19 protein-coding genes are annotated in these 26,832 nt (G+C 59.2%); 13 read left to right on the forward strand and 6 right to left on the reverse strand.

What is annotated here, in order from left to right:
* Positions 1-44 precede the first annotated feature (44 nt).
* Positions 45-950, reverse strand: coding sequence for a YwiC-like family protein (locus tag CAURIC_RS03225; protein WP_084588085.1), 906 nt, complete (start codon positions 948-950; stop codon positions 45-47).
* 153 nt (positions 951-1,103) lie between these two features.
* Here CAURIC_RS03225 and nadD point away from each other — a divergent pair, with 153 nt between their 5' ends.
* The 7 genes from nadD to holA all read left to right on the forward strand — a co-directional run bounded on the left by nadD (position 1,104) and on the right by holA (position 8,637).
* Positions 1,104-1,784, forward strand: coding sequence for a nicotinate-nucleotide adenylyltransferase (gene nadD / locus CAURIC_RS03230; RefSeq protein ID WP_172644035.1), 681 nt, complete (start codon positions 1,104-1,106; stop codon positions 1,782-1,784).
* Positions 1,785-1,820: 36 nt separating this feature from the next.
* On the forward strand, positions 1,821-2,291 hold the full coding sequence (rsfS, locus tag CAURIC_RS03235; protein ID WP_035113282.1) for a ribosome silencing factor: 471 nt from the start codon (positions 1,821-1,823) through the stop codon (positions 2,289-2,291).
* Positions 2,291-3,115: a histidine phosphatase family protein gene (locus CAURIC_RS03240; protein WP_282939213.1), complete on the forward strand. Its 825-nt coding sequence runs from the start codon at positions 2,291-2,293 to the stop codon at positions 3,113-3,115. The genes rsfS and CAURIC_RS03240 overlap by 1 nt, the downstream gene beginning before the upstream one ends.
* Entirely contained in the window at positions 3,112-4,245 is a 1,134-nt protein-coding gene (locus CAURIC_RS03245; RefSeq protein ID WP_035113283.1) for a DegV family protein, read from the forward strand. Before CAURIC_RS03240 ends, CAURIC_RS03245 begins: the two co-directional genes overlap by 4 nt.
* A gap of 269 nt (positions 4,246-4,514) precedes the next feature.
* The gene (locus tag CAURIC_RS03250; RefSeq protein WP_172644036.1) at positions 4,515-5,420 is read left to right on the forward strand and encodes a ComEA family DNA-binding protein; all 906 of its coding nucleotides are present in this window, start codon (positions 4,515-4,517) and stop codon (positions 5,418-5,420) included.
* Between the two features lie 27 nt (positions 5,421-5,447).
* Positions 5,448-7,598, forward strand: a complete 2,151-nt coding sequence (locus tag CAURIC_RS03255) for a ComEC/Rec2 family competence protein (RefSeq protein ID WP_290183301.1) — start codon at positions 5,448-5,450, stop codon at positions 7,596-7,598.
* Positions 7,599-7,659: 61 nt separating this feature from the next.
* On the forward strand, positions 7,660-8,637 hold the full coding sequence (gene holA, locus CAURIC_RS03260) for a DNA polymerase III subunit delta (RefSeq protein ID WP_290183303.1): 978 nt from the start codon (positions 7,660-7,662) through the stop codon (positions 8,635-8,637).
* A gap of 110 nt (positions 8,638-8,747) precedes the next feature.
* Here the strand turns inward: holA and rpsT are convergent, their stop codons facing one another.
* Entirely contained in the window at positions 8,748-9,011 is a 264-nt protein-coding gene (gene rpsT, locus CAURIC_RS03265; protein ID WP_035113456.1) for a 30S ribosomal protein S20, read from the reverse strand.
* 317 nt (positions 9,012-9,328) lie between these two features.
* Positions 9,329-9,865 carry a type II toxin-antitoxin system PemK/MazF family toxin gene (locus CAURIC_RS03270; RefSeq protein ID WP_035113284.1) on the reverse strand — a complete coding sequence of 179 codons (537 nt, stop codon included), beginning with the start codon at positions 9,863-9,865 and terminating at the stop codon, positions 9,329-9,331.
* Between the two features lie 252 nt (positions 9,866-10,117).
* Here CAURIC_RS03270 and lepA point away from each other — a divergent pair, with 252 nt between their 5' ends.
* The gene (lepA, locus tag CAURIC_RS03275; protein ID WP_290183306.1) at positions 10,118-11,968 is read left to right on the forward strand and encodes a translation elongation factor 4; all 1,851 of its coding nucleotides are present in this window, start codon (positions 10,118-10,120) and stop codon (positions 11,966-11,968) included.
* Positions 11,969-12,099: 131 nt separating this feature from the next.
* Here the strand turns inward: lepA and CAURIC_RS03280 are convergent, their stop codons facing one another.
* A complete protein-coding gene (locus tag CAURIC_RS03280; protein ID WP_290183308.1) occupies positions 12,100-13,752 on the reverse strand; it encodes an FUSC family protein in 1,653 nt (550 codons plus the stop codon).
* A 163-nt stretch (positions 13,753-13,915) separates the two neighbouring features.
* Entirely contained in the window at positions 13,916-14,686 is a 771-nt protein-coding gene (locus CAURIC_RS03285; RefSeq protein ID WP_084588087.1) for a DUF2786 domain-containing protein, read from the reverse strand.
* 197 nt (positions 14,687-14,883) lie between these two features.
* On the opposite strand from CAURIC_RS03285, the gene CAURIC_RS03290 reads away from it, so the two are divergent.
* From CAURIC_RS03290 to CAURIC_RS03300, 3 genes are all read left to right on the forward strand, one after another.
* Complete coding sequence (locus tag CAURIC_RS03290) at positions 14,884-15,504, forward strand: metallophosphoesterase (protein ID WP_035113286.1); 621 nt, start codon at positions 14,884-14,886, stop codon at positions 15,502-15,504.
* A gap of 89 nt (positions 15,505-15,593) precedes the next feature.
* A complete protein-coding gene (locus tag CAURIC_RS03295; RefSeq protein WP_035113457.1) occupies positions 15,594-16,448 on the forward strand; it encodes a serine hydrolase in 855 nt (284 codons plus the stop codon).
* Positions 16,449-16,456: 8 nt separating this feature from the next.
* A complete protein-coding gene (locus CAURIC_RS03300) occupies positions 16,457-18,256 on the forward strand; it encodes a thiamine pyrophosphate-binding protein (protein WP_052094815.1) in 1,800 nt (599 codons plus the stop codon).
* 72 nt (positions 18,257-18,328) lie between these two features.
* On the opposite strand, the gene CAURIC_RS03305 is transcribed toward CAURIC_RS03300, so the two are convergent.
* The gene (locus CAURIC_RS03305) at positions 18,329-20,839 is read right to left on the reverse strand and encodes a DEAD/DEAH box helicase (RefSeq protein WP_265914775.1); all 2,511 of its coding nucleotides are present in this window, start codon (positions 20,837-20,839) and stop codon (positions 18,329-18,331) included.
* A gap of 64 nt (positions 20,840-20,903) precedes the next feature.
* Between CAURIC_RS03305 and lysX the strand changes: the two genes are divergently transcribed.
* Together lysX and CAURIC_RS03315 are read left to right on the forward strand one after the other, a co-directional pair.
* A complete protein-coding gene (lysX, locus tag CAURIC_RS03310; RefSeq protein ID WP_290183417.1) occupies positions 20,904-24,422 on the forward strand; it encodes a bifunctional lysylphosphatidylglycerol synthetase/lysine--tRNA ligase LysX in 3,519 nt (1,172 codons plus the stop codon).
* Positions 24,423-24,844: 422 nt separating this feature from the next.
* Entirely contained in the window at positions 24,845-26,815 is a 1,971-nt protein-coding gene (locus CAURIC_RS03315) for a BCCT family transporter (RefSeq protein ID WP_035113290.1), read from the forward strand.
* Positions 26,816-26,832: the final 17 nt, after the last annotated feature.

Genomic DNA, 26,832 nt, shown 5'->3' on the forward strand with positions numbered 1-26,832 from the left:
TAGCGCGGGAGACCCCGGCGGCGTGGGCGGCATAGGCACGTCGTTTAGACGACTGCTACTCCCGCGGCAATAAGAGCTAAGACCAGCGGAATTTCCCACAACCCCACCTTCTTGGGAGTCCAAGTGGTGGGGTTTTTCTGGGCGTCGGCGGGGATCGCCACGCTGCGCCACCACGCGGCAGTCATGACGGTAATCAGCAACAACGTGCTGGCCAGGTTGCGTCCTCCACCGAAAAACGCCGTCGCGGTGGCCGCGATCGTGAGAACGACGGCGACCGCGTGGTAATTGTGTGACAAATTCTCAAACGGGGCGTTTCCCTTTTCGCGGATCATAGTCTTCACGTAAAAAATCGTGCCCACGTAATACAACGCGGTGGATAAAGCCACCACCCAGATCTCAGCAGGCACGTTGAAAAAGAACCACGGCATGGGCGCGAATTCGCCGGCGCTGACCATCACTAAGAGCAGAGCCGAACTAGCCAACGTGGTTGCGATGCCCGAAATCAGGGAACGCGGGCGGCGTCGAATAATTTCTTCGACAGCTACCGCAACCAAGGGCGCAAAGATTAAAGCCCACCACGCCAAGCCGGGATACTGAATCAGTGCAAAAAGCCCTGCTAGCGCAGAAACTACACCGTACACGAGCATGGGGCGAGCGTACTGGGCTTTGCGGTTGGCCGAGCGAGCCTTGAACCATAACCCGTATGCGAAAAACCAGAAGTATCCCAGCATCCACGCGATTGCGATGGCGGGAATTGCAGCACGGTGGTGTTGACCGGACGGCCCTTCGTAGGCCAATCCGATGATCGCGCCCACCAGCATGGGCGCCACCAGCATTGCCCACGCTCCGTGCTGGTTGGGGACCCAAGGGTTAATCCCACCGGGGTGGCGTTTGCGGGGTGAGGGGCGACGAGGGTGCTCAGCCGAGCTGGTTGAGTGCTGCGAGGACATAGTAAGGCTATTCTAAACCCGTGCACCGCGTGAAAGGTATCCGTGCATGGTGGCCACCATGACCGCCAGCCGGCATTTCCTTGGGCCTCAACGGCAGGTCCGTGGAACCCGAAGCGTGGCTAGCAACCCAGTCCCTCAAGGAGTTAGTTCTACGTGACATCCCCGCAGCCTGACGCGAAACCAGATCCCCGCCAGTACGAATCCCAGCGACATACGCACGACAGTCCGCGTCGTGTAGGAATCATGGGCGGAACGTTCGACCCGATCCACAATGGGCACCTAGTGGCTGGGTCTGAGGTGGCAGACATGTTCGATCTGGACGTAGTGGTGTACGTTCCCACCGGCCAGCCTTGGCAGAAGAAGGGTAAGAACGTTTCGGCGGCGGAGGATCGCTACCTCATGACAGTTATCGCCACCGCGTCCAATCCGAGTTTCGAGGTCTCCCGCGTAGATATCGAGCGCGAGGGGGACACGTTCACCGTCGATACCTTGACGGACATGCGGGAAATCTACCCCGACGCCGAGTTGTTTTTCATCACCGGCGCCGATGCCCTGAATAAGATCGTCACGTGGCGCGATTGGGAATCCATGTTCGAGCTGGCCCACTTTGTCGGGGTGACTCGGCCGGGCTACTCCCTATCTTTTTCCGACGCCACCACCTCCCCGCTCAAGCGCGAGTTGGAAGCCGGGCGACTGCGCTTGGTGGAGATTCCAGCGATGGCCATCAGCTCAACCGATATCCGTGAGCGCGCGGCTTCCGGCCGGCCGGTGTGGTACCTAGTGCCCGACGGGGTGGTGCAATACATCGCAAAGCACCGCATGTATGTGCGGTAACATAGCTAAAAAAGAGATTTTCGAAAGGCTGACCATTTGACTGCCCACGCAGATTCAATTGCAATGGCGGGCTTGGCTGCCCGCGCCGCTGCTGACAAGCTGGCGGAGGATATTTTGGTGATTGACGTTTCCGAACGTCTGGCCATCACCGACTGCTTCGTGATTGCTTCCGGCGATAACGAGCGCCAAGTGAACGCGATCATCGACGAGGTTGAGGATCAGCTGCACGATGAAGGGTTCAAGCCCACCCGCCGCGAAGGACGCGGGGAGGGTCGTTGGGTTCTACTCGATTACGGTGACATTGTTGTCCACATTCAGCGCAAGGATGAGCGCGAATTTTATGCGCTGGATCGTTTGTGGCGAGATGCACCCCAAATTGAGGTCGACGGTGTGGAACAAATCGACCGCGGCCCCGAGTGGAACGCAGCTGAAGTCGATGAGCGTAATGTGAGCAGCGCCGAAGAGCTCCCGCTCGCGGGCCCAACCCCGGACGCGGACGAACTCTAATGACTGCCGCCTACCCAGTTGATCGCCGTTTGGTGCTGATTCGTCATGGCCAAACGGAATACAACGCAACTGGTCGGATGCAGGGGCAGCTGGATACCGAACTGAGCGAGGTCGGCCGAGAGCAGGCCCGCGCCGCAGCCGAGGTGCTGGCGGGATGGACAGTTTCGCGCGTCATCGCCAGCGATTTGGAGCGAGCGGAAGAAACCGCTCGCATTCTGGCAGAACCGTGGGGTGTCGACGTCGAAACGGACCAGCGCCTACGGGAAACGGATCTGGGGGCGTGGCAAGGGGCGTCGCATAAGGAAGTCGACGCCGATTACCCAGGCCAGCGCGCGTACTGGAAACACGACCCCGAGTGGGCTCCGCCGCAGGGAGAATCTCGTGTGCAGGTGGCCGAGCGCGCCTTCGCGGTGGTCGACGAGGTGATGAATACCGATGCGTTTGATCGGGGACTGGTTGTGATCGTAGCCCACGGTGGCACGATTGGTGCGCTGACTGCTCGCCTGTTAAACCTGCCCAGCAGTCACTCGCTGGTGTTTTCCGGTCTAGGAAACGTGTGCTGGTCGCAACTTCTGGCGCGCCCACAGTTTGTTGGTGCCGGGGATTCCAGCGTGCCTGCCGTCGACGGGTCGACGGTCCCACTGGTTCCCAGCGGAGCGAAAGACTGGTGGAAAACACCAAAGTGGTTGCTTGAAGGCTGGAACGTGCATGCGAATGCGGCTGCTCCTGCGGGTGCACCCAGCCCAGATGAGGGCGGTGAGGAAACAAGCGGCGAGGGAAATAGCGCCGCGGGAACCGACAAGACGGGGGAGCAACTGCGATGACCGTTCAAGTGCTGACCGATTCCGCCAGTTGTCTGCCCGTTGAGTTGGCAGCGGCAGCGGGGGTGACCGTGGTGCCCATCCATGCGGGTGGGGAAGGTGAGGAGCGCACCACAGCGGGCTTGAGCGCAATGGAGCTCACCGCTCACTACGCGCGTTTGTTGGAACGTAGTGGTGATGATGGCGTGGTGGCCCTTCACATCGCCAAAGGCCTCAGCGCAACGTGGTCCAATGGCACAACGGCTGCGGGGGTGGTCGGCGATACCGTAGAGACCGCCGATGCCGTTCGAGTTATTGATTCCGAATCCGCTGGGATGGCCATTGGGTACGCAGCCCTCGCCGCGGCTGAATGCGCGAACAAGGGCGGTTCCTTGGACGAGGTGGAATCCACGGCGCGGGAGGCTTTGACGTCCTCTCGGCTGTGGCTGTACGTACACCGTATTGACTCACTGCGCAAGGGTGGCCGTTTGTCCACGGCGCGAAGCCTGTTTACCTCCGCGTTGGCATTCAAGCCGGTCTTCGCGATTTCTGGGGGCAAGCTGACATTGGCCGCCCGTTCCCGCACGCAGAATAAGGCGATGGATCGAATGCTGAACCTGGTCGTGGATCAGGTCAAGCAGGCATCAGTTGAGGTCGCATCCGATGAGGATCCCGCGCAGGTGACCGCCCCGGTAATGCGTGTCGCGGTGCATTACGCAGATGATCCAGAAGCTGCGGCCAGCCTGCTGGCACGGATACAGGTGGCCGTGCAAGAGCTTGGGGATGGAGACATCGGTACTGAGGATGGGGCTTCTGCTTCTTCTACCCCGACGCCCCGCCGCCCGAAAAACGCTCATGATGGGGGTGAAGCGGGCGTGGCGGAAGAAGACACCGCGAAGTCCGCAGTGCGCGAGATTGTTAACGAGGTAGCGAAGTCGGCAACTACGTTCTTGGAGCGCGTTGTTGCAAGTCGGGCCGTGCAGAAGATTGCGGCGGTGGTGGAAGCAGAATCCGCGGAGCCCGAAGCGGCATACGGTGCGACACATGTTGTGCCGAAGGTAGAGCTGCACTTAATTCCCATGGGAGAGGCCGTGCAGGTCCACACAGGTGCCGGTGCCGTAGCGGTTTCAACGGTGCAGCTGGCGCCCGAATAATCCGGTTCGCTTGCAGGGTGAGTATCCGGGTTAGCGCGGGCGCGCGCGGGGATTGCGCGCGGGTTAATTACCGGTTTTCCACAGCCACTCCAGTATTCACAGGCTGCAGGGCTTATGCGGTGCGTCTGGGAGCGACCCAGTAGGAGGCAGTGGCCGGGAGTGTTTTACTTCGACGCATGGGTGCAATGCGGGCGGAAAAATCATCAAAGACAGCGGAGGGCACGCGTCGGCAACTCTTGCACAAGCGAGTGGAGGAGCTTACGCAACCTGTGGCTGAACATCAGATTGCCGAGCTGGATTTGGATACCCGGCGTGGATTCACCATGCGATCGGGCACCATCGTCCTGGCGGCGGTGGTTTTCCTAGCAGTGGTGGTTGGTGCCGTTATGGGAATCCGCGTGTTGGCCGGGACGGACGAGCAAAACGGTAATGGTGGCACTGGAGTGGGTGGTACTCACGCCTTGAGTGTGCCAACGAGCGAAACAACCGTGGTGAGTCACCCGGGATCCGGGGCACCACACGAGCGCGCGGGGAGGGGTGGTGAAGGTACTGGTGGCAGAAGTGGGGATCGTGCGGGCGGTTCGTCTGATGTTGATGGGAAAACCGATGCATCGGGCGAGCGTGCGGACAGTGAGATCACGACCAATGGCTCTGGGATCATCGTCGTCAGCGTGCAAGGCATGGTTGCCCATCCTGGCCTGTTACGGGTGAAAGATGATTTGCGGGTGGGGGATGTTATTTCCTTGGCTGGGCCCACGCATTCGCGGGCACGGGTGGATGGGCTCAATCTTGCGCAGCAGGTTGCCGATGGGATGCAGATCGTCATTGATCCCAGGGGTTCTCGACTAGTGCTGCCCGTTGGAATGACCGGTGGTGCGGATGGGGCTGCTAGCGGTGATGGGGCGGGTGCGCATGCACCGTCTGCAGCAGCGGGAGGCACTACGGGATCCGCCGGAGCAGAAGGTAACAAACCGGGGGAAGCAGGGAAGGTGAACATTAATACCGCTGATGAGGCAGCATTGGAAACCCTCAGTGGGGTGGGGCCCGCTACGGCGAAGGCGATTGTGGAATGGCGCACGACTAATGGCAAGTTCCGATCGGTGGAACAACTCATGGAGGTCCGGGGCATTGGACCCGCCAAGTTCGCCACCATGAAGGATTCGGTAACGGTGTGACGACAAACGACCAGAAATGGGTGTTCCATGAGGGTGACGTTAGATCCGAATGTCGCTGCTGCGCGTGACCCGCGGTCCCCGGAGGCCATTCGGCAGCGGCGCGGTCCCGATGCACGGTTGGTTCCCGTGGCGGCAGCGGTGTGGATTGCCGTGGCGTGGACCATGGTCGATCGCTCGGGTGTGCCCGCTGTCGCGTGCGCGGTGGTAGCTGCACATGCCGGGGGAGTGATTGGGGTGAGCAACGTGCGCTACTGGCGTGGCCGGGGCAAGGCGCGGTCGCAACAGGAGTTCACGCGGCGAAAAATCATGCATGCACTGTGTTGGCAATTGGTGGTGTGTACCGTGGCAGCGGGCACGGTCGCGGGGATGGCTACCGTACGCATTGTGCACGCCGATCAGCTTGCGTGGTTGAGTTCACACAGCACTCAGCATTTCCGAGGAGAGGTAACCATTGCTGGATTGCCGCGACTAATGGATCGAGGCCGGGTGCAGGTTCCCGTGGAGGTTCCGGGAGTGGGAGTTGTGCCTTTATTCGTGGAGCGCGACGAGTTGCGGGGGTTGGATGGGGGCGAAACCGCGCTGCAAGGTGACGGCGGCACAACCCAGGAAACAGAGAGCGGGGCAGCACCGCACACACAGGGCGAAACCGCGCTGAACGGTGACGGCGGCACAACCCAGGAAACAGAGAGCGGGGCAGCACCGCACAAACCACAGTCTAATCGGGTCCGCGATAAACCTTTGAGTACCCTACTGGCACCGGGTAAGCGTGTGAACATCTCCGCCACGGTGCGTCGGACGGATAAAGCGCTCGTCTTGCCTTTGCAATTGTCGTCGCAGCGCGATGTGCGCCCCGTTGAAGGCGGGGAACCGCGCGGCCTGTGGGCCATTGCCCAGCGCCTTCGATGGAGCCTTTGGACGAATATCTCTTGGCTACCGGACGAAATCCGACGATTGGTTCCGGGCATGGTGATGGGGGATGTGAGTATGCAAACTCCTGCGGTGCGCCAGGAATTCGTCAACACAGGTCTTAGTCATTTGAGCGCCGTTTCGGGATCCAATATCGCCATCCTGGCCAGCAGCGTGATGGTGCTTGCGACGGCATGCGGGTTGCGCCGACGGACACGTACTGTCCTCACTGGAATGTCGATATGTGCATTCATGGCGGTCGTCGGTCCGGAGCCGAGCGTGCTACGTGCCACTGTTATGGGTTTGATCGGGGTGATCGCCGTAGCCACCGCGCGTTGGAAGGACATAGTGGTGGCACTGTGCATCAGCATCATCGTGCTGCTCAGCGTGGATCCCAACCTGGCGGTGAATTACGGATTCGTCCTGTCCGTGGTAGCCACCGCGGGCATTGCCGTGCTGGCCCCGCGGTGGTCCGCAGCAACACTGCGGTGGTGGGCTGGTCTCACGGCCCGGCACTTTCACCGTTTCCCGCAGCAATGGGAGGCGCAGTTTATCCGGGTACTGATGGTGGCGATAGCCGCGGACCTAGTCACCATCCCGGTTATTGCGCACATGACGGGACAGTTGCCGGTCGTTACCATCGTCGCCAACGTATTAGTCCTATGGGCTGTCCCCCTCGTCACGACGGTAGGGTTGGCCGTGAGTGTGGTGGGAGCGATAGCGCCCGCTGTCGGAATTGGTAGCGGGGTGACCAAGTGGTTTGCGATCGCTCTTGTTCCACCGGCCCAGTGGATAGCATGGATCGCGTCTTCGTTTGCCAACGGCCCAAAAATCACTGTTCCAGAATCGTGGCCAGGCGCTATTCTCACCGCCACCATTGCTTGTATCGGGGTATGGAGTGTGCGGCACCCTCAACGGATGGGAATACGGTGCGCGTGGCCGGTTGCGATTGTCGCCCTGGTGGTGATGGGGCGAGCGGGACTTGTGGGCGTCGACCAAACAAAAAAGCCGTGGACACAGCAGCGGGAAGTGGTAGCCGACCGGTCCCGCACGGTGGTGGTTCCTAAGGAAGCGCAGGTGATTGCCACTTTTGGGGTAAAGCCTCAGGTAGAAGCCCAGTCCAATGAGCCGCCACCGCCGCGGTCCGAAGTGCAGCCGCGGATGATCGTGGTGGAAGAATGCGGGGAGCCACTGGGACGGCCCTCATTCACAGCTAGCGGGATTCCGGTGATCTATCCCTGCCGTAATGGGACGAAAGTGAGATGGGAATGAGGTGCCGGGGACCGTGGATCGAAAGTGAACCCGAACGCCCCGGCGTGGCAGAATGATCAACATGAACAAGCCCCAGCCGCCCGCGCCTGTGAACCTCATCGTCGGTGAGGACGAGTTTCTGGCAGAACGTCGGCGACGGGGGATTGCACAGCAGGCGCGCCGGGCTAGCGGAAACCCTGATTTGCCCGTAGAGATGCATAAGGCATCGGAGCTCAGCGAGCCGGAGCTGCTAGAACTGCTCAGCCCCAGTTTGTTTGCTGAAGACCGGATCATCTATATCAGCGAGGTCGAGGATAAGGGGAAGGAAGTTGTTGAGCTGGTGGAGGGCGCGATCCGCGATCCAGCTCCGGGAATCGTGCTGATCATCTGGCACAAGGGCAAAGGACGAAATAAAAAACTCGTTCAAACATGGCCGAAGCTCGGCGCGGTTGTGCATGAGGCCGCACCACTGAAAGGCCGGGCGATTCTGAGTTTCATCGATGGGGAGTTCCGCAGTCACGGGGTGCGCGTGGCAACGGATGTGTCCAGTGCGTTGCACGATGCGGTGGGGTCCGATCTTCGCGAACTCGCCAGCGCCGTGAGCCAGCTGGTGGCAGATACGGACGGCAAGGTCACCGTGGAGTCAGTGCACACGTACTACGTGGGGCGTGCGGAGGTTTCTGGATTCGATGTGGCTGACCTCGCGGTCACGGGGCACATCACGAATTCTGTTGCCATGGCCCGCCGCGCCATGCAGGTTGGAGCCAAGCCCATTGCGTTGGCTACGGCTTTAGGTATGGGGGTTACTGGCATCGCCAAGGTGGCCGGGGCCGGTCGGATCGACGCCCGCCGCGATGCCAGCGCCTTTGGGATGAGCCCATGGCAATTGGAGAAAACCGTGCGCAACGCACGCAGTTGGACTCCCGCAGCTATCGCCGAAGCGGTACAGATCGTGGCGGACCTCGATGGCGCCACCAAAGGCAGCGCGCTCGATGAAGAATATGCGGTGGAAGAGGCCGTCCGTGCGATCGCCGAGTTGGCATCGCGGGGAAAGCGATAGAAAAATCCCGCCTGCAAACGTTCTAGCCTCCCTGCCACAAAGGGAAAGAGGAGAAGAAATGCTAGGCGGGATAGTGCTCAACACCGTGGGGTGTTGAACCAAGCAGGCACTTAGGCCATCTTGTTGAAGCGAGCAGCCATGCCGGACTTTTTGTTCGCCGCGTTGTTGCGGTGAATGGTGCCCTTGGTGACGGCCTTATCGTAGAAACGGGAAGCAACGCGCAGCTGCTTCTCGGCGCCTTCCTTGTCGCCCTGCTCTACCAACGCGTTGAACTTACGCGTTTCGGTGCGGAGACGGGAACGGATAGCCTGGTTGCGCTTACGAGCGATCTCGTTGGTGAGAACGCGCTTCTTCTGCTGCTTGATGTTTGCCATGGTTGGCATACCTCTTTCTATACAAATATCGGTTCACGTACTGAACAGTGACCATGCAGCTGGGCGGGGTGTTTGTGCCTTCGTGATCTCTGACATTCCACCCAAGGTCCTGTGAAATGCGACGAACGCTCCAACCCAGCTAAGGTTGTGAACTTTGCATAATCTACCAGCTCACGGCTTGCGAACCAAAAATAGTTCGTGGCTGCGGGAAGGTCCAACGCAGCCTGCTGTGACATCCCCATCGCCTTTCGGCATGACGAGGGGGCTGCAACTCAGCGTGAAACCCACGTGATATTCCGCGTGGCCATCCGGATTTCCTAATGCCACCCAAAACGCTTGCGCAATTGGGTGGCGATGCGTTCATATCGCCGTTCCGGCATGGAAACACCCCGGCGCTGGATGGATGCCTCGGGGAATTGCAGTATTTTGTCCAAACGCACCCAGTTCTCGTCGGCGTCGTAATTCCAAGGGCCATGCCCGATCCGCAACCAGTTGTCCTCGTTAGCATGGTCCGTATTCGAGCTGATCAGCAACCCCATGAGGTGGTTCCGATTACGACCAACGATGACGACCGCGCGCCGTTCCAGCTCGCCCGATTTGTGGGTGCGGATGTTGACCCACACCACCTCGCCGCTATCAGCTTGGCCATCCATGTCTGGGGCATAAATCACGGAACGGGCCAGATCACGGGTTGGGGTTTTGACCGTTTCATCGCGTTCGCGAATGGTCTGCAGACGTGAATCAGTGAGTCCCAACTGGGAATCCATTTCCTGCAACCCCTCATCGAGACTGCCCGAACGCTGGAAAATGGAACGCAGGACGCGCCCTAGAGGATTGCCCTTTCGCTCACTCATGCTGCACCACGTTAACTAAATTTCCACACTGCACATCAACGGTTGAAACCCGAAGCGGGAGGCGGAGGGTTGGGGGATATTTTGGATGTATCGCTCAGCATAGTGGGTGGGGTGTGCCTGCGTGTGCGAGCGGGGGATTTCGCCCCAATTTGGGCTGTTGCGCGCGGGTGATGGTGGCTGTGAAAGAGGAATATGTCGCCGGTGGTTCGCATAGTAGTGTGGACTGGTAAACGAACTAGGAGGGCACCCCATATGGCCGCGAAGCAGAAAAACTATGCGACGGAGACTTTTACCGACCCCTCTCGCATTCGAAATTTCTGCATTATCGCTCACATTGACCACGGCAAATCCACCTTGGCGGATCGCATTCTGCAGATGTCGGGGGTAGTGGATGACCGTGACATGCGCGACCAATACCTCGACAACATGGATATTGAGCGCGAGCGCGGTATCACGATCAAGGCGCAGAACGTGCGACTGCCATGGGTATCTCGAACAGGTGTGCACGCTGGCGAGGAATTAGTGATGCACCTTATTGACACTCCCGGCCACGTGGACTTCACGTACGAAGTCTCCCGTGCATTGGAGGCATGTGAAGGCTGTATCTTGCTGGTTGATGCCGCGCAGGGAATTGAGGCGCAGACCTTGGCCAATCTGTACCTCGCCATGGAAAACGACCTGGAGATCATCCCAGTTCTCAACAAAATTGACCTGCCTGCGGCGGATCCGGACAAATACGCCGCAGAGATTGCTCACATTATTGGTTGTGAGCCAGAGGACGTGCTACGGGTTTCCGGTAAGACCGGCGAGGGTGTGCCGGAGCTGCTGGACCGCGTGTGTGAGCTGGTTCCTGCGCCACAGGGCGATTCCGATGCCCCAGCGCGCGCTATGATTTTCGATTCGGTCTACGACATCTACCGCGGCGTAGTGACCTACGTGCGCATGATGGATGGCCGTCTTGAAAGCCGCCAGAAAATTCAGATGATGAGCACTGGTGCGACTCACGAGACCCTCGAGATCGGCGTGGTTTCTCCGGAACCCGTTAAAACCAAGGGTCTGGGCGTGGGCGAAGTGGGTTACATCATCACCGGTGTGAAGGACGTCCGCCAATCCAAGGTGGGCGATACCATCACGTGGGCTCACAACGGTGCGGATACCCCACTGAAGGGTTACGCCGAGCCCAAGCCCATGGTGTACTCGGGCCTCTTTCCCGTCACCGCTGCACAATACCCCGACCTTCGCGAGGCTATTGAGAAACTACAGCTTAACGACGCCTCGCTGACCTTCGAGCCCGAGACGTCTGTGGCTCTCGGTTTCGGATTCCGTTGTGGCTTCTTGGGGCTGCTCCACATGGAGATCACCCGCACCCGCTTGGAGCGAGAATTCGACCTAGATCTGATTTCCACCGCCCCCAGCGTTGTGTACCGCGTGGTGAAGGAAGATGGGGAAGAACTACTCGTGCGCAACCCCTCGGATTGGCCGGGCGGCAAGTTGCGCGAAGTCTACGAACCCATGGTGGACATGACGATCATCGTTCCAGAACAGTTCCTGGGAGGAACGATGGAGCTGTGCCAGTCTAAGCGTGGCCAGATGAAAAACATGGACTTCCTTTCTCAAGAGCGCGTGGAGCTGCGCTACCACATCCCGTTGGGCGAGATCATCTTTGACTTTTTCGACATGCTGAAGTCCCGCACCAAGGGCTATGCATCCCTCAACTACGAGGAAGCCGGCGACCAACTGGCCGATCTGGTGAAAGTGGATATCTTGCTGCAAGGTGATCCGGTGGATGCCTTTAGTGCCATCGTGCACCGCGACAACGCCCAGTGGTACGGCAACAAGATGACCGTGAAGCTCAAGGAGCTCATCCCGCGGCAGCAGTTTGAGGTGCCCGTCCAGGCTGCGATCGGTTCGAAGATCATTGCCCGAGAGAATATCCGCGCGCTACGCAAGGACGTTCTTGCCAAGTGCTACGGCGGTGACATTTCGCGTAAGCGCAAGCTGCTGGAAAAGCAGAAGGAAGGTAAGAAGCGGATGAAGTCCATCGGCTCGGTTTCCGTGCCGCAAGAGGCCTTCGTGGCTGCTCTATCTACCGATTCGGAGTAGACCGATTCGGTGCAGCGAGTCTGCACCTGGAGAGGGGCTGTGCTTGTGATGCGCAGCCCTTTTTTGTTGTACGAGCCTATGGTTGCGCTCGTTGTGGCTGCGCCAGTTATGGTTGCGCTGGTTGTGGCTGCTCATCGAGACAATTCCGGGCGTTCCTCATCGAGCAATAACCGCACCTGGGCGGCCAGGCGGGACAGGTCGTCGAGGCTGGCCTCGTGGTGCCCCCGCCCGTGACAGTAATCCAGCAGCATATACCCAGTTCGCTGCATGTGCTGGTGCCGTTCCCACACCTCATCGGCCCGCAACGGATGATTCGCCGCCAGGGACATTACGGTACGCCGTTCCGTGAGCAGCTCGTACTGCAAGTCGCGGCGCTCAGGTAGGGCACGGCGGGGCGTCGTCACCAAAAGAGCGCCCAGTAAAGCGCCCATGGCACTGCGGCAGTTCTTGGCTACGAAGCTGTGATAGCGAGCCTCAGCTTTGGGGCGGAGGAACCACAGTACTGCCACGCTGGCCAGGACCGCGATGAAAACCTCCAGGGTTCGAGAAGCGAGGACATGCCCAATGTTCTGGGTGGTGGAACTGCCCATCATCAGGGCGATGGGGGTGGTGAAGATAACGGTGATGGCGTAATTCCGCACCACAAAGATTTCCGCGCCGAATTGACCGATCGCCAAGACGGTGAGCATCCAAAATCCGCCGATCTCAAAGTGGTGAAGTAGCGCGAATATGCCGATGCCGACGATGGAACCGAGCATTCGCTGGATGCCCCGTACCATCCCAGGGATACGTTCCGGTCCCCATTGCAACATGATGACTGCTGAGACCACGGCCCAGTCGGGACGGTCGAATCCCAGCGCGATACCAACGGCGGCTGAGATAACGCCGGCGAAAGCCATGCGCTGCGCGGCCACCATAGCGTGGGAATTCCACGTCAACGAACGATTGATGCGAGTGCGGACATCCGGCCGGGCCAGGGGAATGGTGGCCCGGGAAGGGTCAACGAGGGCTGGGGAGTCGCTCAGCTCATCGCTGACGGGAATCACACCGGACGTGGCATTGATCCGCATTAAATCTTGCCGGGCTTGCAAAGTGCGCTCTACGAGGTGCGATAACTCGGGACGGATGATGCGACCACCGTTGATGATGCCCGCAGAGTCGAGCGCCGACCACGCGCCGGCCAGTGCTGTTTGCGCCTTATGATTGCCGGCGATCGAAGGGTTTTCCTCGAAATCCCGTACTGCCGCGCATAGGTTATCCACCGTTGTTTCCTCCGGCCCATTGGGATTCACGAAAAACGCGGCCATGCCGAAGATCAAACCGGACAACACGCCGAAGGTACACCACAGGCCCACATCCAAGGGGGTGAGTCCTGCGCGTGCGCTCATCGAGGCGCCGCCGGTCACCATGATGATGAAAAACACTCCGGGAGGCGGCAGCAGCAGCGCGTTTTGGATGAACGTGCCCACCAAGCCGAAAACAATGGTCAGCGCGGCCGTCAATCCCAGCCACCAGATCGTGCCACCCGCATCGATGTGGCCCCACACCACGTGGCCCACGGCATTACCTGCCATCACGCCCCCGATTAGTAACGCGCCGGAGATAAGGATGTAGCGCCACCGAGTTCGATAGGGCTGCCCTTCGCCGTAGATGACAGAAAACACACCCGCTGCCAGCAGCAGCATGTGCTGTTCAAAACCCAACGCCAAGCAGATCAGCCCGGGAACGTACAGTGCCAGTGCAGCACGAGTGGCACCCGGCCATCGCGGGGCTGATGTGTGCATCGTGGTGAGTAGGGTCCAGGGGTGTGGTTGTTGTGGTCTTGGTTCAGAAAATTCACTCACACGTTGATTCACACATATAGCTTAGTCTCGCTCACGCGGGCTTGTTTGGCCTAGTCCCGCTCACGCGGGCACGTTTAGCCTAGTCCCGCCCACGCGGGCTCGTTTATCGGCTGGTTAGTGCCCGCCGATGGCTGACCCGAGTTTGCCCCAGGTCCATAGTTTCCCCGGTGGCCGCACCGCTAGCAAAGCTATTTGGATCAAGCCTGCGCCGGCCCATCCGGCTCGATTGGGCATGGGGGAACTCCGCTGCAGCGGCAGCCATCGCCAGTTTCTCGTCGGATTGCAACACCAGTGTTCCTGCGGTGTTTTCCGTCGAATACTCCACAGCATGCGCGCGCTCAATATCCGCCAAGCGCTCGCACACGCTGGCCACGAACCCCGTCATCCAACTGCGCCGTTGAGTCTGCACGGAAATACCCACCACGCGGGCGGGCCGCGAAGCATCATACGCACCGGCCAGCATGTGCGAGACCAGCAATCCGTGCAGCATAATCACCCGATCTACATGGTGCGGGCGGCCGAACATGATGGCTTCCTCCACACGCACCGACCCACGGACTTTGAAGCGCAGCGTGCAGCAGTGCAGCGCGGCACTCAGACCATTGAACAGGGCAAACTGCATGTCCGAATACGCGCCATTGAATTCCTGCTTATGCCGCTTGATCTGCGAACTACCCGCATGCGCGCCCGCTCCGTGCGCACTCGCCCCCTCGGCGGCCAACGCTGCAGCCGACACACCATACTTGGCCATCAACTCAAACGCCTTATTCTCAAACGTTTCCCCCTCCGGCGTGCCCTGGCGATCGCGCGCCAGCGCCAGCAGCTTGTGCACTTTCTCCTTCATCGCCGCGAGGTCGTCACTTCGTTGACTCATACCACACCTTCCCCCTTGTAGGTTCTGTTTTTGTTCCGACGCCCTGCGCCCATCACCATCATTGTGCTTCGCACCCTAGCACCCAGCGGCGACATCGCTTGCGGGATGCGTTGACAACTTGGGTGTAGGAAGTCGGTTTTCCACAGCCTGCTTAGCCTGGGGATTACCACCGGCTAACCGTCGGTACAGTGGAACGCATGAGCACCACTTGGTTCACGAGCGACCTTCACCTCGGTCATCCTTTCGTGGCTAACCTACGCGGATACGACAATGTCGGTGAACACGATCAGCGCATCCTCGACAACCTGCGCGCCACGTTGGGCGCGGGCGATACACTGTGGGTTCTCGGCGATTGCTCCAGTGGTTGGGGACCACAAGAAGAACGCGCACTGCGCTTGCTGGAGGATACGTTTCATTACATCAGAACCCACCTGGGTGTGGATTTCACGGCACATCTAATCTCCGGAAATCATGATTCTTGCCATCCGATGTACACCGATAGTGCCGCGGCACAACGCGACTTCTTGCGGGTTTTCGATTCCGTGCAGCCTTTCCAGTACTACGAATTTGGTGGCGAACCCGCCTGGCTGTGCCACTTCCCGCGGCCAGGTTTCGACCACGAAGGGATGGATTCCCGGCATGATGAACTGCGCTTGCGCGTGGATCGCCTTATCCATGGGCACCTGCACTCCCCAGTCCCGATAACGGGCCGAGGACAGGTGGATGTGGGCCTCGATGCGTGGGGGATGAAACCTGTGAGCGAGGACAGAGTGCACACTGCCCTCTTGAGAAGTTTTGAGGAATTTCCCATGGACTAATATTGTGGGGGCTGATCAGTGCGCCAGATCACTATTCCACTGCCACGGATAGTTGGGAAGGCGCCCAGTGCAGAACGGAATCTATCCTCGTGAAAAAGCTCAACAAGGCTGGGGGAGCATCATTTTTAGTCGCCGTGGTTTGTGCTACGGGTCTTCAGGTTTCCGAGGTGCCAGCACAGGCGGCGCCGTGGCAACCACCGCGCTTCGAGCTGCCACGCGTCCCGCTGCCTGCTGCATCGAACCCAATGGGATCGCTGCAGAATGTGCCGATTCCCGGATTGCCGGGGTTCCCGCAACCCAAGCCCAAGCGTCCCGGGGTCAAACCTGTAGTGCACCGAGTGATCACCGGGGTTCCTGGGCGAAGCACCATCGCCATCATTCATGACAATGGGGCAACGTCGCTGACTCCAAACGCCAGGGAATCTCGTCCAGGTTTGTCCATCGTGAAGATGTATATGGCCGATTACGTTTTGCGCTACCGAAAGCCATCCGCCCAAGACAGGATGCTCTTGGAACGGATGATTCGCCTATCCGATGATGGCGCGGCGTCGACAATTAATCGGAAGTATCCCGGTGCCATTAACGCAATCGCCCGCGATTATGGCCTGACCAGTACAAAGGGAGCACCCCACTGGGGAAACTCCGTAACAAGTGCTTACGATTCCGCCAAGTTCCTTTCTCGCCTGCGCAAGAACCACCCGGGTTCGAGCATCCTGCGCTGGATGCGCCAAGCCGCGCCAGTGGCCGCGGATGGCACGCGCCAGAACTGGGGTACTGCTCACTTGCCACGCGTGCGGGGAACCAAGTGGGGTTGGTCTGATTCCGGCAGCCAGAATGTTGCTAGTGCTTCCTTTGGCGACAACTACACAGCTGCTGCCTTTACTTGGGGATCGGGTGGAACGCAGTCGGCGGATGTAGCGGTAGTCAAGAAGTACCTGCGGTAGGGCATGGAATGCTGGTAGCAGAAGTTTTAGCCGACTATTTGGTGCGCCACGATGTGGCGGCATTCGGAGTGGTTGGTAACGGCAATATCCACATGGTCAGCGCTATGGTTGCCACCGGTGGGAGGTACACTGCGGTGCGCCACGAAGCTGGGGCAGTGGCTGCAGCCGATGCCTATTACCGGGCCAGTGGGACGGTAGCGGTTGCTACGACCACGTATGGGCCGGGGTTTTCCAATACGCTGACCCCTCTCACCGAGGCGCATGCAGCCCGCGTGCCATTGGTTTATGTGACCGCGGACATTCCAACCACGGGGCCGCGCCCGATCGACATCAATCAGCGCGGTGTGTTGGATGCGCTGGGAATTCACTACATCACGTTGACACTCGACAATGTAGCCGACATCATGCCCGAGGCTTTTTCATGGGCGAGACGGCATAGCGCACCGGTTGTTGTGATGGTTGCGCATGACTTGTGTGACCGCGTAGTGCCGGATCCTGCACTACCGAACGGTGCCGTTAGCGATGCGGGCAGCGCAGAGAACAAGGCACTGGTGGGTGCTGTTTCCACCCCCGCCGCGAACTCTCAACTCACTACTGCTGCTGCGTCTCACCTTGGGCAGCTCGCGGCCCAACTCCGTCACGCGCACCGCCCGTTGTTCGTCATCGGCAGAGGAGCCGTTGAATCCGGAACCCAACACGGCATTCTTCACTTAGCGGACACCCTCGGCGCCCTTGTCTGCACCACAGCCTGGGCCACCAATTGCGTGGAAACCGAATGGAGCCTGGGCATCGCCGGCGGTTTCGCGCACCGCGGGCGCTTAGAACTCTTCCGTGCCGCGGATCTCGTTGTTGTCTGTGGCGCCAGCCTTAACAAACTGCAGTCACGCGGTGGGCATCTTTTTGGGGCCGACGCCACGCTGGTCCGCATCGATTCCGCGCCTAGTCCCGGCGGGTTCATCCAACCGGACCAAGAGATCCAAGCCGACCTCGCCGCGGCCATTCCGATCCTCCTCCGCGAATTAGGCACACAGGGGGAGCAGCCCTACTCGGCATCCTCTGCCGAGACGCCGTGCCCAGCTGATGCAACCCTCATGACCGAGACGCCCTCCGACTCCGCTACGACCTGGCGGGACACGATCGGAAAGCTCCCCGAGTGTGAATCGGAAGAACTCGACCCCGGTTGTTTCGCCGAAGTCGATTCAACCGATGGGCGGTTGGATCCGCGCTTCGTTCTGCGTCGCCTGGCTGAATTGTTGCCCCAGCAACGCTCAATTGTCACCGACGGTGGGCATTTCCTGGGCTGGGTTCCGAAATACCTCACGGGTCCTGACCAACACGGATTGGTGCTCGTAGGTTCGGCCATCATGACCATCGGGTTGGGATTGCCTTCCGCGGTGGGAGTAGCAGCCGCGCGGCCGGAACGATTCACCGCTCTTATCACCGGTGATGGCGGATGCCTCATGGCCGCCGCAGATGTCGAATCCTTTTTGCGTGCAGAGCCAAGTGAGAGTCACGCGGGGCGGGGCGTCATCATCCTCAATGATGCAGCGTACGGCGCTGAAGTTCACCAATACAGCCCCAAGGGTTTGCATGTAGAGCCCATGCTGTTGGACGAGGTTCAGTTTGCCCAGTTAGGTGCGCCTTTCGGTGTGGAGGGAATCACCATCACCGCTCCGGAGCAACTGGCCGAAGGTGGGGAGCTGGCGCAATTCTTGGCGCGGAAATTCGACGAGGAACCCAACCCGCGGTTCGTTGTCGACGTGCACATTAGCCGCGGGCCGGTCGCGGATTTCCTGAAAGAGCTATAGCGCCTCAGCCACCCAACAGGACCTCCAGCTATGTGGCGCCCAGCGGTCACCTGGCGAGTCGCCTTGGCGTGCTTACAGGCGTTCGGGCTCGCCAATGCGCTCGCGTTCAGCCCGGATCACGTCCTTGATCAGCTGCGCTTCGGAAATATCCATGGCCTCGGGGTTGATTTCGGCGGCTTCGGACTCGCGCGCATAACGCTCAAACAGTGCGCGTTTATCCGCCAGCATCGCGTGCAGTTGCTCCTCGACAGAATCTGGAGTGAGTAAGCGGTGCACTTCCACCGTCCGAATTTGTCCCATCCGGTGCGCACGCGCCACAGCCTGGGCCTCCACGGCAGGATTCAATTGGGGTTCGAACAGAACCACCCGGCTGGCCGCCTGAATATTTAATCCTTCGCTGGCAGCTGTGATCTGGCATACCAATACCGCACCGGGGCCAGCGACTGTGAAATCATCAACTGCTTTCTGACGCTCCTGGTGGCTCACCCCGCCGGCAATCGGCCCGAATGCCCGATCGCCCAATTGCGCCACCACGCCGTCAAGCACCGAACGAAAGTAAGTGAACACGATCGTTTTCGCATCATCGGCGCCATCTTCCAGCAGCTCGATCATACGCTCCATCTTGGCGCTGCGCGGCCCGCTGAAAGCTTGACGCATATCCATGAAATGCCCACGTTGCACGGCATTTTCATAAGCGGTGACATCGTCCGGCTTCGGTTCGATCCACTCTTCGACCTCCAGCAGTGGCGGTAGCTCAGCCAGCACATCGGACTGATTGCGGCGTAAGTAATGGGGCGCGATTGTCTTCTTGAACTTCCCCGCGTGCCCGCGCACCCGTTCCAGTTGCGTGGTGATCTCTGGATCCAGGTACCCCAGCAGCGCTTCAAACTCCGCCACGCGGTTTTCTAGCGGTGTGCCCGTGAGGTACACGCAGATCTCTGCGCGCTTCGTCAGTGCCTGCACCCCTTGAGATTGCAGTGACTTGGGGTTCTTCGCACGGTGGGCCTCGTCAACCACCAGCACATCGACGGGCCGCTCGCTGTCTGCACCCGTAAGCTGATCGTTGGCACGGACTTCGGGGTAACCGGCGATGGCCACTCCGCCGCGTTTCGTCCACGCCTCATACGTCGCTTCCTTGTTGGGGCCGTGCAGAATAAGCGGCTCCAACTCCGTGAATTTACGTACTTCGCGTTCCCAGTTGATGCGCAAGCTGGGCGGGCACACCACCAGTGCATGCGTTCTACCTTGGGCGGCCATGTGCACGATGGCGGCGAGGGCCTGCAGAGTCTTTCCCAAACCCATTTCGTCGCCGATCAGTACCTTGCGTTGCGCCAATGCGAATTTCGCGCCAAACGCCTGATAGCCACGCAGGTTGGCCTTGATGGTGCCTTGCAGATTGATGTCCTCAATCCGCCGCGCCACTTCCTCGGGCACGTCGCTCGTGTGTTCGCCGTCGCCATACGCGTGGAACTCCGCTGCGCGAATGGCATAGATATTCCAGGCTTCCTCGGCCGACAGATTCGGGGTGGGGCGGTGGGCCTCCACTTCTGTAAGCAAACTGTTGGCACCGGCTATCGCTACCTTATATTCCGACGCCACCCGCTCCAGTTGAATCACGTCCGTGGGTAGGCCTCGGATGTCATCGCGGAATGTCAGCAGGTTGGCCAGCGCCGTCACATAGCCTGTGGAGGCGTGTTTTTGCTGGTAATCAATTCGCGGAATCTGTGACCGCTCGACGTCTTCAATGAAACTGCGCGCTGCTGCAATGGCTTGCGTGGCCGTCTTTTCCCCCACCCCGTCGTAAGGAGTGAGGTCAGCGGGCGTGGCGTGCGCGATCTGGTGCAAGGTGAGGTGCTGTAACGGGCCCAACCGCAAACGACCGTCGGTGATCTGATCCAACACGGAGATGTCTGTGCGCTGGATCTCCGCGCGCGCCTGTTGCTCGCACAACTGGCGCGCGGCCTCCTGCACACGCTGTTCCAACATCCGCTCGGTAGCCAGTTGGGTTTCGATACGTTCTGCGGCGGCAACGTGGGTGTTGACCTGCTGAGCATCCACCCATTCCACCGGACGGTTGGTGAGTTGCATCAGGTCGCGCGTGATGGCTTCCGTGGCCGCGGAGAGACTAATGCCCGTAAATTCATTCGTTGGAGTGGAGCCCAGGGCGGCGTCAATCCCCGAAAGAATTGAGTGCACCGCCGCAACATCCAGCGATCGCATCCAGGCGATGGCCTGCTCCCCGGCGACGGGGCGTTTGCGGAAGAACCGTAGAAAACCGGTGGAATCGGGAACCTTGCGGGCCTCGGCGGCGGAGAGCTCGAATTCGGTGGGGGAGGGGAGCGCGATCTGGGCAACCTCTTGGTGTAGATAATCGAAGTTGGTGCGGTTGATCTTGGCAAGGTATGCCGCGGTCTGAAGGTTGGGGCCGAATGCGAACACCCGAGTCTCGTCGTTACTGCCGATGGTGGGCGCCACCCCACCAGCCGCGATGGTATCGACGCGCCACCTCGTGGCCTCGAGGTGCTGACACGCACCACGCACATCGGCAATGAGGGTTTCTAGTTCTACAGCCGTGATCGTCACATTCAGCAGATTCTAATGCGCTGTGGCTAAGCGATGTCTGCAGTAGGTGGTAAAACAAGTGACTATGAATCCACGGTCCAGTACTCCCGACACGGGTGGAGCAACCGCAACAAAGGTCGAGACCGATAGCCGGAGAGCCTCAGCGTGTAAAGGCACAGCCCGTAAAGGCGCGGCCCGTAAAGCTGTCACCCGCCCGGCAGGGCTTGCCCGCAAACAGGTGACCAAGGTGCGAAGCACCCGGATGGTGCCACGCATTTTGGGAATTGCCGTGTGTAGCTACGCCATGCTCGGCATGCTGATGATCGTGTTCTTCCCGTTGCGCCAGGAGCTACACGGGTTCCGAAAGTTCATGGATACCGTGTTCTTGCCCTTGCCGGGGTTGTCCTTGGCCTGGACGGTGGCCCTGTTTCTGTTGGGCGGGGCGCTATTGGCTGGTAAGCGGGCCGGTTGGTGGATCGCACTGGTGGCACTGGGATCGATCGTGATCGCGGACCTATTGCTGGTGCTTGCTCCCGGCGCGTTCGACGTGCCCGCTCGGGAGTTGCCGCTACTGCGTTTGGGGGCGATCGTCCAAACACTCATGTTCTGCACATTGTTGGTCGCAAAGCCCGCGTTCCCCGCACTTTCACGCCCTGGGTCGAGGCGCCAAGCATTCCTGGTGTGGCTGGGTGGCACCACAGTGGTTTTCCTCTTCGGGTGCGCCCTCATCACGTGGTTCCCGGGGACTCTGCATGGATGGGACCGCTACGGATGGGTGCTCAACCACGCGGTGACGTTATCGCTGTTCGATCCCTCCCAATTCAACGGCCATGCCTCCAGGGGTGACGCGTTCATTCTGTCTGCGCTTTCCGCCGTGGTGATCGTTGCTGCGGTGTGGACGTTGCTTCGATCCCAACAACGCGTAGCGGCCATCAGCCAGACGGACGAGAAGATCATCCGTACCATGATCGCGCGGTTCAACACGGATGATTCCTTGGCGTATTTCGCCACGCGCCACGATAAGGCCGTCGTGTTTGCTCCCAACGGGCAAGCAGCGGTGACGTACTCCGTATTTGCCGGTGTGAGTCTGGCCTCCGCTGATCCCATCGGTGCAGAAGATGCGTGGGATGAGGCGATCAATGCCTGGCTGAAACGCTCCCGCGAATACGGTTGGACTCCGGCAGTTATGGGCGCCTCGGAGAAGGGTGCGCGGTACTACAAACGCCACGGATTGTCCGCCATTCAGCTAGGTGATGAAGCTATCATCTATCCGGAAAAGTTCCACTTGGGCGACCCTGAACTGCGCGGTGTGCGCCAAGCGGTCAATCGCACGAACCGGGTGGGCATGACATTCCGTGTGCGCCAGCACAGTGAACTTACTGAAGAAGAAATGGAGTTGGTTAAGCAGCGCTCCGACCAGTGGCGTGATACCACCGACGAGCGAGGGTTTTCTATGGCCTTATCGCGTTTGGGTAATCCGAGTGATGGTGGTTGCACGATCATTGAGGCGCTCATCGACGGCGAGGTTGTCGCACATTTGTCCTTCGTGCCCTGGGGGCGTAACGGATTGAGCCTAGACCTGATGCGTCGCGCGCCGGGTTCACCTAACGGAACGATTGAAGCCATGGTGGCCCACCTGTGTACTAACGAACGCTTGGCCATTCAGCGGATCTCACTAAACTTCGCGGTTTTCCGCAAGATCTTCGCGACTGAAACGAAGGTCGATACTGGGCCAGTCACCCGCGCCGTGCGTAAGGCTTTGGTGTTCTTTTCCCGCTGGTGGCAAATGGAGGCACTGTACCGTTCGAACGTGAAATACAACCCGGAATGGGCCCCGCGCTATATGTGCTTCGGTGAATCCGCTTCATTCGTCCGAACTGCGTTGGCAGCCGGAATGGCAGAGGGCTTCGTGCCCGCGCCCCTGCGTGCGAATACGATCCAAGCTCAAGGAGAAACGGAAAACACAGTCGGCGGGCAGGCCGCCCTGGCGCTGCTGCCTGTGTGGGAAGAAGATATTGCGCAGGGCCGCCGGCGCCGGCGCAGCATTGGTGATCAAAACCGGGTACGTATTGATACAGCCCGCCGCTTGCAGAGCCGAGGGATCGATCCGTGGCAGCACGGTGGCAAGCCAACTCATGGCTGCGGTGAGATCACCCACCTCCCGGCCGATTCCGTAGCTAGCGTTGCCGGGCGGATCATCGGTCGTCGTTACTTCGGAGGGGTGCTGTTCCTCGACGTGCAGGATCACACTGGCCTGGCACAGGTCATCGTTGAACGCGATAGTTTTTCGGGTGCCCTTTCACCTGGTTCTTTATTCGACGCCAAGCCCGAGCGGCTTCGCTTAGCGACACTGGAAAGCTCCATTGATTTGGCAGATCTGGTGCGGGTGACGGGTACGGTCGGCACGTCGCGCAAGGGGCATCCGTCGTTGCTGGCGCAAGAGGTGCAGATAGAGGCGAAATCCTTGCACCCATTGCCGGACAAGCGAAAGGGGTTGCAGAATCCGGAAACGCGCCTGCGCAATCGGCACCTCGATATGACTTTGAATCCTCAAGTTTTGCAGTCCCTCAAGGCACGCTCTGCAGTATTAAACGCAATGCGTGGCGAACTTGTACGCGGGGACTATTTGGAAGTTGAAACGCCCATTCTGCAGCCCATTCACGGTGGAGCTAACGCGCGCCCATTCCGCACGTATATCAATGCTTATAACATGGATTTATACTTGCGAATCGCACCCGAGCTTTACCTCAAACGCCTGATGTGCGGCGGGTTACCAAGAGTATTTGAGTTGGGCCGCGATTTTCGCAATGAGGGAGCGGATAACAAGCACAACCCGGAGTTCACGGTGCTCGAGGCATACGAAGCACATGGTGATTACCGCACGATGATGGCACTGGCCCGAAAGCTCATTTGTGCTGCAGCCACAGCCGTTCATGGCAAGCCGGTCATTCGGGATCCCCGTACTGGAGAGTTTGTGGATATTTCGGGGGAGTGGCCCGTTCGCAGCGTGATCGATTCGATTAATCATGCGCTGCAGGATCGGATGATTACACAGGCGCAGGACCGCACGGTTACACAGGCGCAGGAACATCCCGATATAGGAGATGCGACCTTCGCATGTATTGGATTGGACAGCGACCTAGGGCACTTGCGCCAGGTCGCGCAGGCCGTGGGTGTGCATCCGCAGTCCACGTGGGATGCAGGCAAAATAATCGAGGAAATCTACGGCGAGATTGTGGAAGACTCCACCACACTGCCAACGTTCTATATCGATTTTCCCGCTAGTGTTTCTCCGCTGACACGCCCGCATCCCGATAACCCTGATCTTTGCCAGCGGTGGGATTTGGTTGCCTTCGGTATGGAGCTTGGCACCGCTTATTCCGAATTGACGGACCCATTGCTACAGCGCGAGCGACTTGAACAGCAGTCTCTGCTGGCTGCGGGCGGTGACGTTGAAGCAATGGAAGTCGACGAGGATTTCCTGCGCGCACTTGAGTTCGGCATGCCTCCGGCAGGTGGACTGGGCCTAGGTGTTGATCGCATCATCATGCTGATCAATGGTGGCAGCATGAGGGAGAATTTGGCTTTCCCTCTGGTGAAGTAACGGCCAGCGGGAGAGACCGAAGTAGCGGCCAGCGGGGGAGGAACACTGGCACAAACAAGAAACCCCAGATGGAAAACCATCCGGGGAAACTTGCTGACGTTTCAAGAGGAGTAATAAATGACCGTTCGTATTCCTAGGATCCTTTCTGTCGACCGCTGAGCACTAATTTAGGTCATGATCCTGAAGAGCTTCTGTGAGGCCACTGCGAGATCTTTACACATTATTTGCTATTTTCCGGTCGGCTGTGTGTGGCGTGGCTGACCCGCTGAGTGCCCCCACAATCCTGCGAAGTTATGAATGCAGCAGGGGTGAGGCATTAGACTGCTGAACCGGTTAATAAAAACCTTAGCGATGCAGCTACGGGTCTCACCGGACAAGGGTGCGTCGGTGGAAAGGTAAACACGAAAGGACGGGCGTAGGCCATGAGCCGCCTCCAAACTAATGCCGCTGTGGAAGAATCCTCAGCGGTACCCGGTCACGAATTCAGTAATCCTGACAACAAGAAGGGCTCGGCAGATCCTCTCATTTTTGGCCTCTCAGTAGGCTTCATTGGTGTCTTCGTTCTTGCAACGATCATCTTCAAAGGCAGAGCGCGCGAATTCTTCAGCGCGATCGCCGGATGGCTTCTCTCCAACCTGAACTGGATGTACATCGGAGGTGTATCCATCTCGTTCTTGTTCCTCATTGGTATCTTCGTCTCTCACTTTGGCCGCATGCGTTTGGGCGGAGACGGTGAGCAGCCGGAGCACTCCACTGCCAGCTGGTTTGCGATGCTCTTTGCCGGTGGTATCGGTAGTGTACTGATGTTTTTCGGTGTAGCTGAACCCCTCAACCACGTCACTAACGTGCCCATGCAGGACACGCAGCCGCTGAGTCGAGAAGCAATTCGCGAAGCCATGGGCTTCACGATGTACCACTTTGGTGTGCACATGTGGGTGATTTCCGCGCTGCCTGGCCTGGCAATGGGGTACTTCATTTACAAGCGCCACTTGCCACCGCGCATTTCCTCCATCTTTGCGCCGATTCTTGGGGCCAAGATTTACAGCTGGCCAGGTAAATTGATCGACGCCCTCGCGATCATCGGGACCGTGTTCGGTATTGCAGTCTCGGTTGGTCTGGGTGCGCTTCAGATCAACGCCGGGTTGGCCAAACTTTTTGGCGCACCCACGGTGGCATGGGTCCAGGTTGCTGTTATCGCTGTGATTTGCGTCATCGCTTGCTTCTCAGTAGCGAGTGGTCTGAACAAGGGGATTAAGATTCTGTCCAATGCCAACATCCTCATGGCTGTGGTGTTGATGATCTTCATCCTCGCAACAGGCCCCACTTTGGTGTTGCTGCGTGGCAGCATGGATACGGCATCCATCTACGCTGATTACCTGCCAAAGATTATGTTCTGGTCTGATTCTCAAGATGTGAACCCAGGTTGGCAGGGCAAGTGGACGGTCTTCTACTGGGCGTGGACCATCTGTTGGTCGCCATTTGTGGGTATGTTCGTTGCCCGTATTTCCCGCGGTCGCACGGTGCGCGAATTCATCGGTGGTGTTTTGGCGCTGCCAACGATTTTCTCCATTGTGTGGTTCTCCGTATTTGGCTTCGCCGGTTTGGACATTGAGCAGAATCAACCCGGCGCTCTCACGGATCGGGTTGTTCAGGAGCAGGATACTGCGTTCGCATTATTCGGGTTCCTAGAGCACTTCCCGTGGGTATTCCCCGTCTCCGTTTTCGCGCTGATCATCGTCGCGATCTTTTTCATCACTTCGATCGACTCCGCGGCGATGATCACCGATATGTTCTCTGCCGGTGAAGAGAACAAGACACCAACGCTGTACCGTGTTTTGTGGGCGTTGCTCATCGGAGCGGTGGCAGGTGCGATCTTGGTCATGGCGCCAGAAGACGGCATCTCCACCCTGCAGGAAGTTGTGATCATCATTGGCTTCCCGTTCTTCGTGATCAACTTCGTCATGATGTACTCTCTCTTGCGCGGCATGCACGACGATTACGCAGCGCGACCAGAGCCCGTCACCCGGCAATGGGGTCGTACGGATTCCGCGGAGAAACTGGAAGAGCACGAGTCGCGCCCAGCTCCGGGTTACGACGAAGAGGGCAATGAGCTTCCGCGTTTCGAGTTTGATGAAGACGGTAGCTTAGTGATCCCCGGTAACGTGCGCATTCAAGGCAACCTCGGTGTTGACGGTGACGTCGATGAGGACCCAGAACCCGTCAAGGACAAGCCACAGTACAACCAAGATGGGGACTTGGTTGATGACGAAGGGCGCCTGATCAACGACGAGGGCGAACTAATCGATGAGGACGGCAACCGTGTCGACGAAAACGGTGTGCCTCTCGACGAGGACGACCAGCAGATCAAGCCTGTTGCGGACGATCGCAACTAGCGCACCTCGATTCCACG

It is taken from the genome of Corynebacterium auriscanis (assembly GCF_030408435.1).
Taxonomy (GTDB): Bacteria; Actinomycetota; Actinomycetes; order Mycobacteriales; family Mycobacteriaceae; genus Corynebacterium; species Corynebacterium auriscanis.

Excerpts from the sequence above, each read along its gene's own strand:
- CAURIC_RS03225 (WP_084588085.1), bottom strand. The coding sequence starts at position 950 with ATGTCCTCGCAGCACTCAACCAGCTCGGCTGAGCACCCTCGTCGCCCC.
- CAURIC_RS03240 (WP_282939213.1), top strand. The coding sequence starts at position 2,291 with ATGACTGCCGCCTACCCAGTTGATCGCCGTTTGGTGCTGATTCGTCAT.
- CAURIC_RS03245 (WP_035113283.1), top strand. The coding sequence starts at position 3,112 with ATGACCGTTCAAGTGCTGACCGATTCCGCCAGTTGTCTGCCCGTTGAG.
- CAURIC_RS03255 (WP_290183301.1), top strand. The coding sequence starts at position 5,448 with ATGAGGGTGACGTTAGATCCGAATGTCGCTGCTGCGCGTGACCCGCGG.
- holA (WP_290183303.1), top strand. The coding sequence starts at position 7,660 with ATGAACAAGCCCCAGCCGCCCGCGCCTGTGAACCTCATCGTCGGTGAG.
- rpsT (WP_035113456.1), bottom strand. The coding sequence starts at position 9,011 with ATGGCAAACATCAAGCAGCAGAAGAAGCGCGTTCTCACCAACGAGATC.
- CAURIC_RS03270 (WP_035113284.1), bottom strand. The coding sequence starts at position 9,865 with ATGAGTGAGCGAAAGGGCAATCCTCTAGGGCGCGTCCTGCGTTCCATT.
- lepA (WP_290183306.1), top strand. The coding sequence starts at position 10,118 with ATGGCCGCGAAGCAGAAAAACTATGCGACGGAGACTTTTACCGACCCC.
- CAURIC_RS03280 (WP_290183308.1), bottom strand. The coding sequence starts at position 13,752 with ATGCACACATCAGCCCCGCGATGGCCGGGTGCCACTCGTGCTGCACTG.
- CAURIC_RS03285 (WP_084588087.1), bottom strand. The coding sequence starts at position 14,686 with ATGAGTCAACGAAGTGACGACCTCGCGGCGATGAAGGAGAAAGTGCAC.
- CAURIC_RS03290 (WP_035113286.1), top strand. The coding sequence starts at position 14,884 with ATGAGCACCACTTGGTTCACGAGCGACCTTCACCTCGGTCATCCTTTC.
- CAURIC_RS03300 (WP_052094815.1), top strand. The coding sequence starts at position 16,457 with ATGCTGGTAGCAGAAGTTTTAGCCGACTATTTGGTGCGCCACGATGTG.
- lysX (WP_290183417.1), top strand. The coding sequence starts at position 20,904 with ATGAATCCACGGTCCAGTACTCCCGACACGGGTGGAGCAACCGCAACA.
- CAURIC_RS03315 (WP_035113290.1), top strand. The coding sequence starts at position 24,845 with ATGAGCCGCCTCCAAACTAATGCCGCTGTGGAAGAATCCTCAGCGGTA.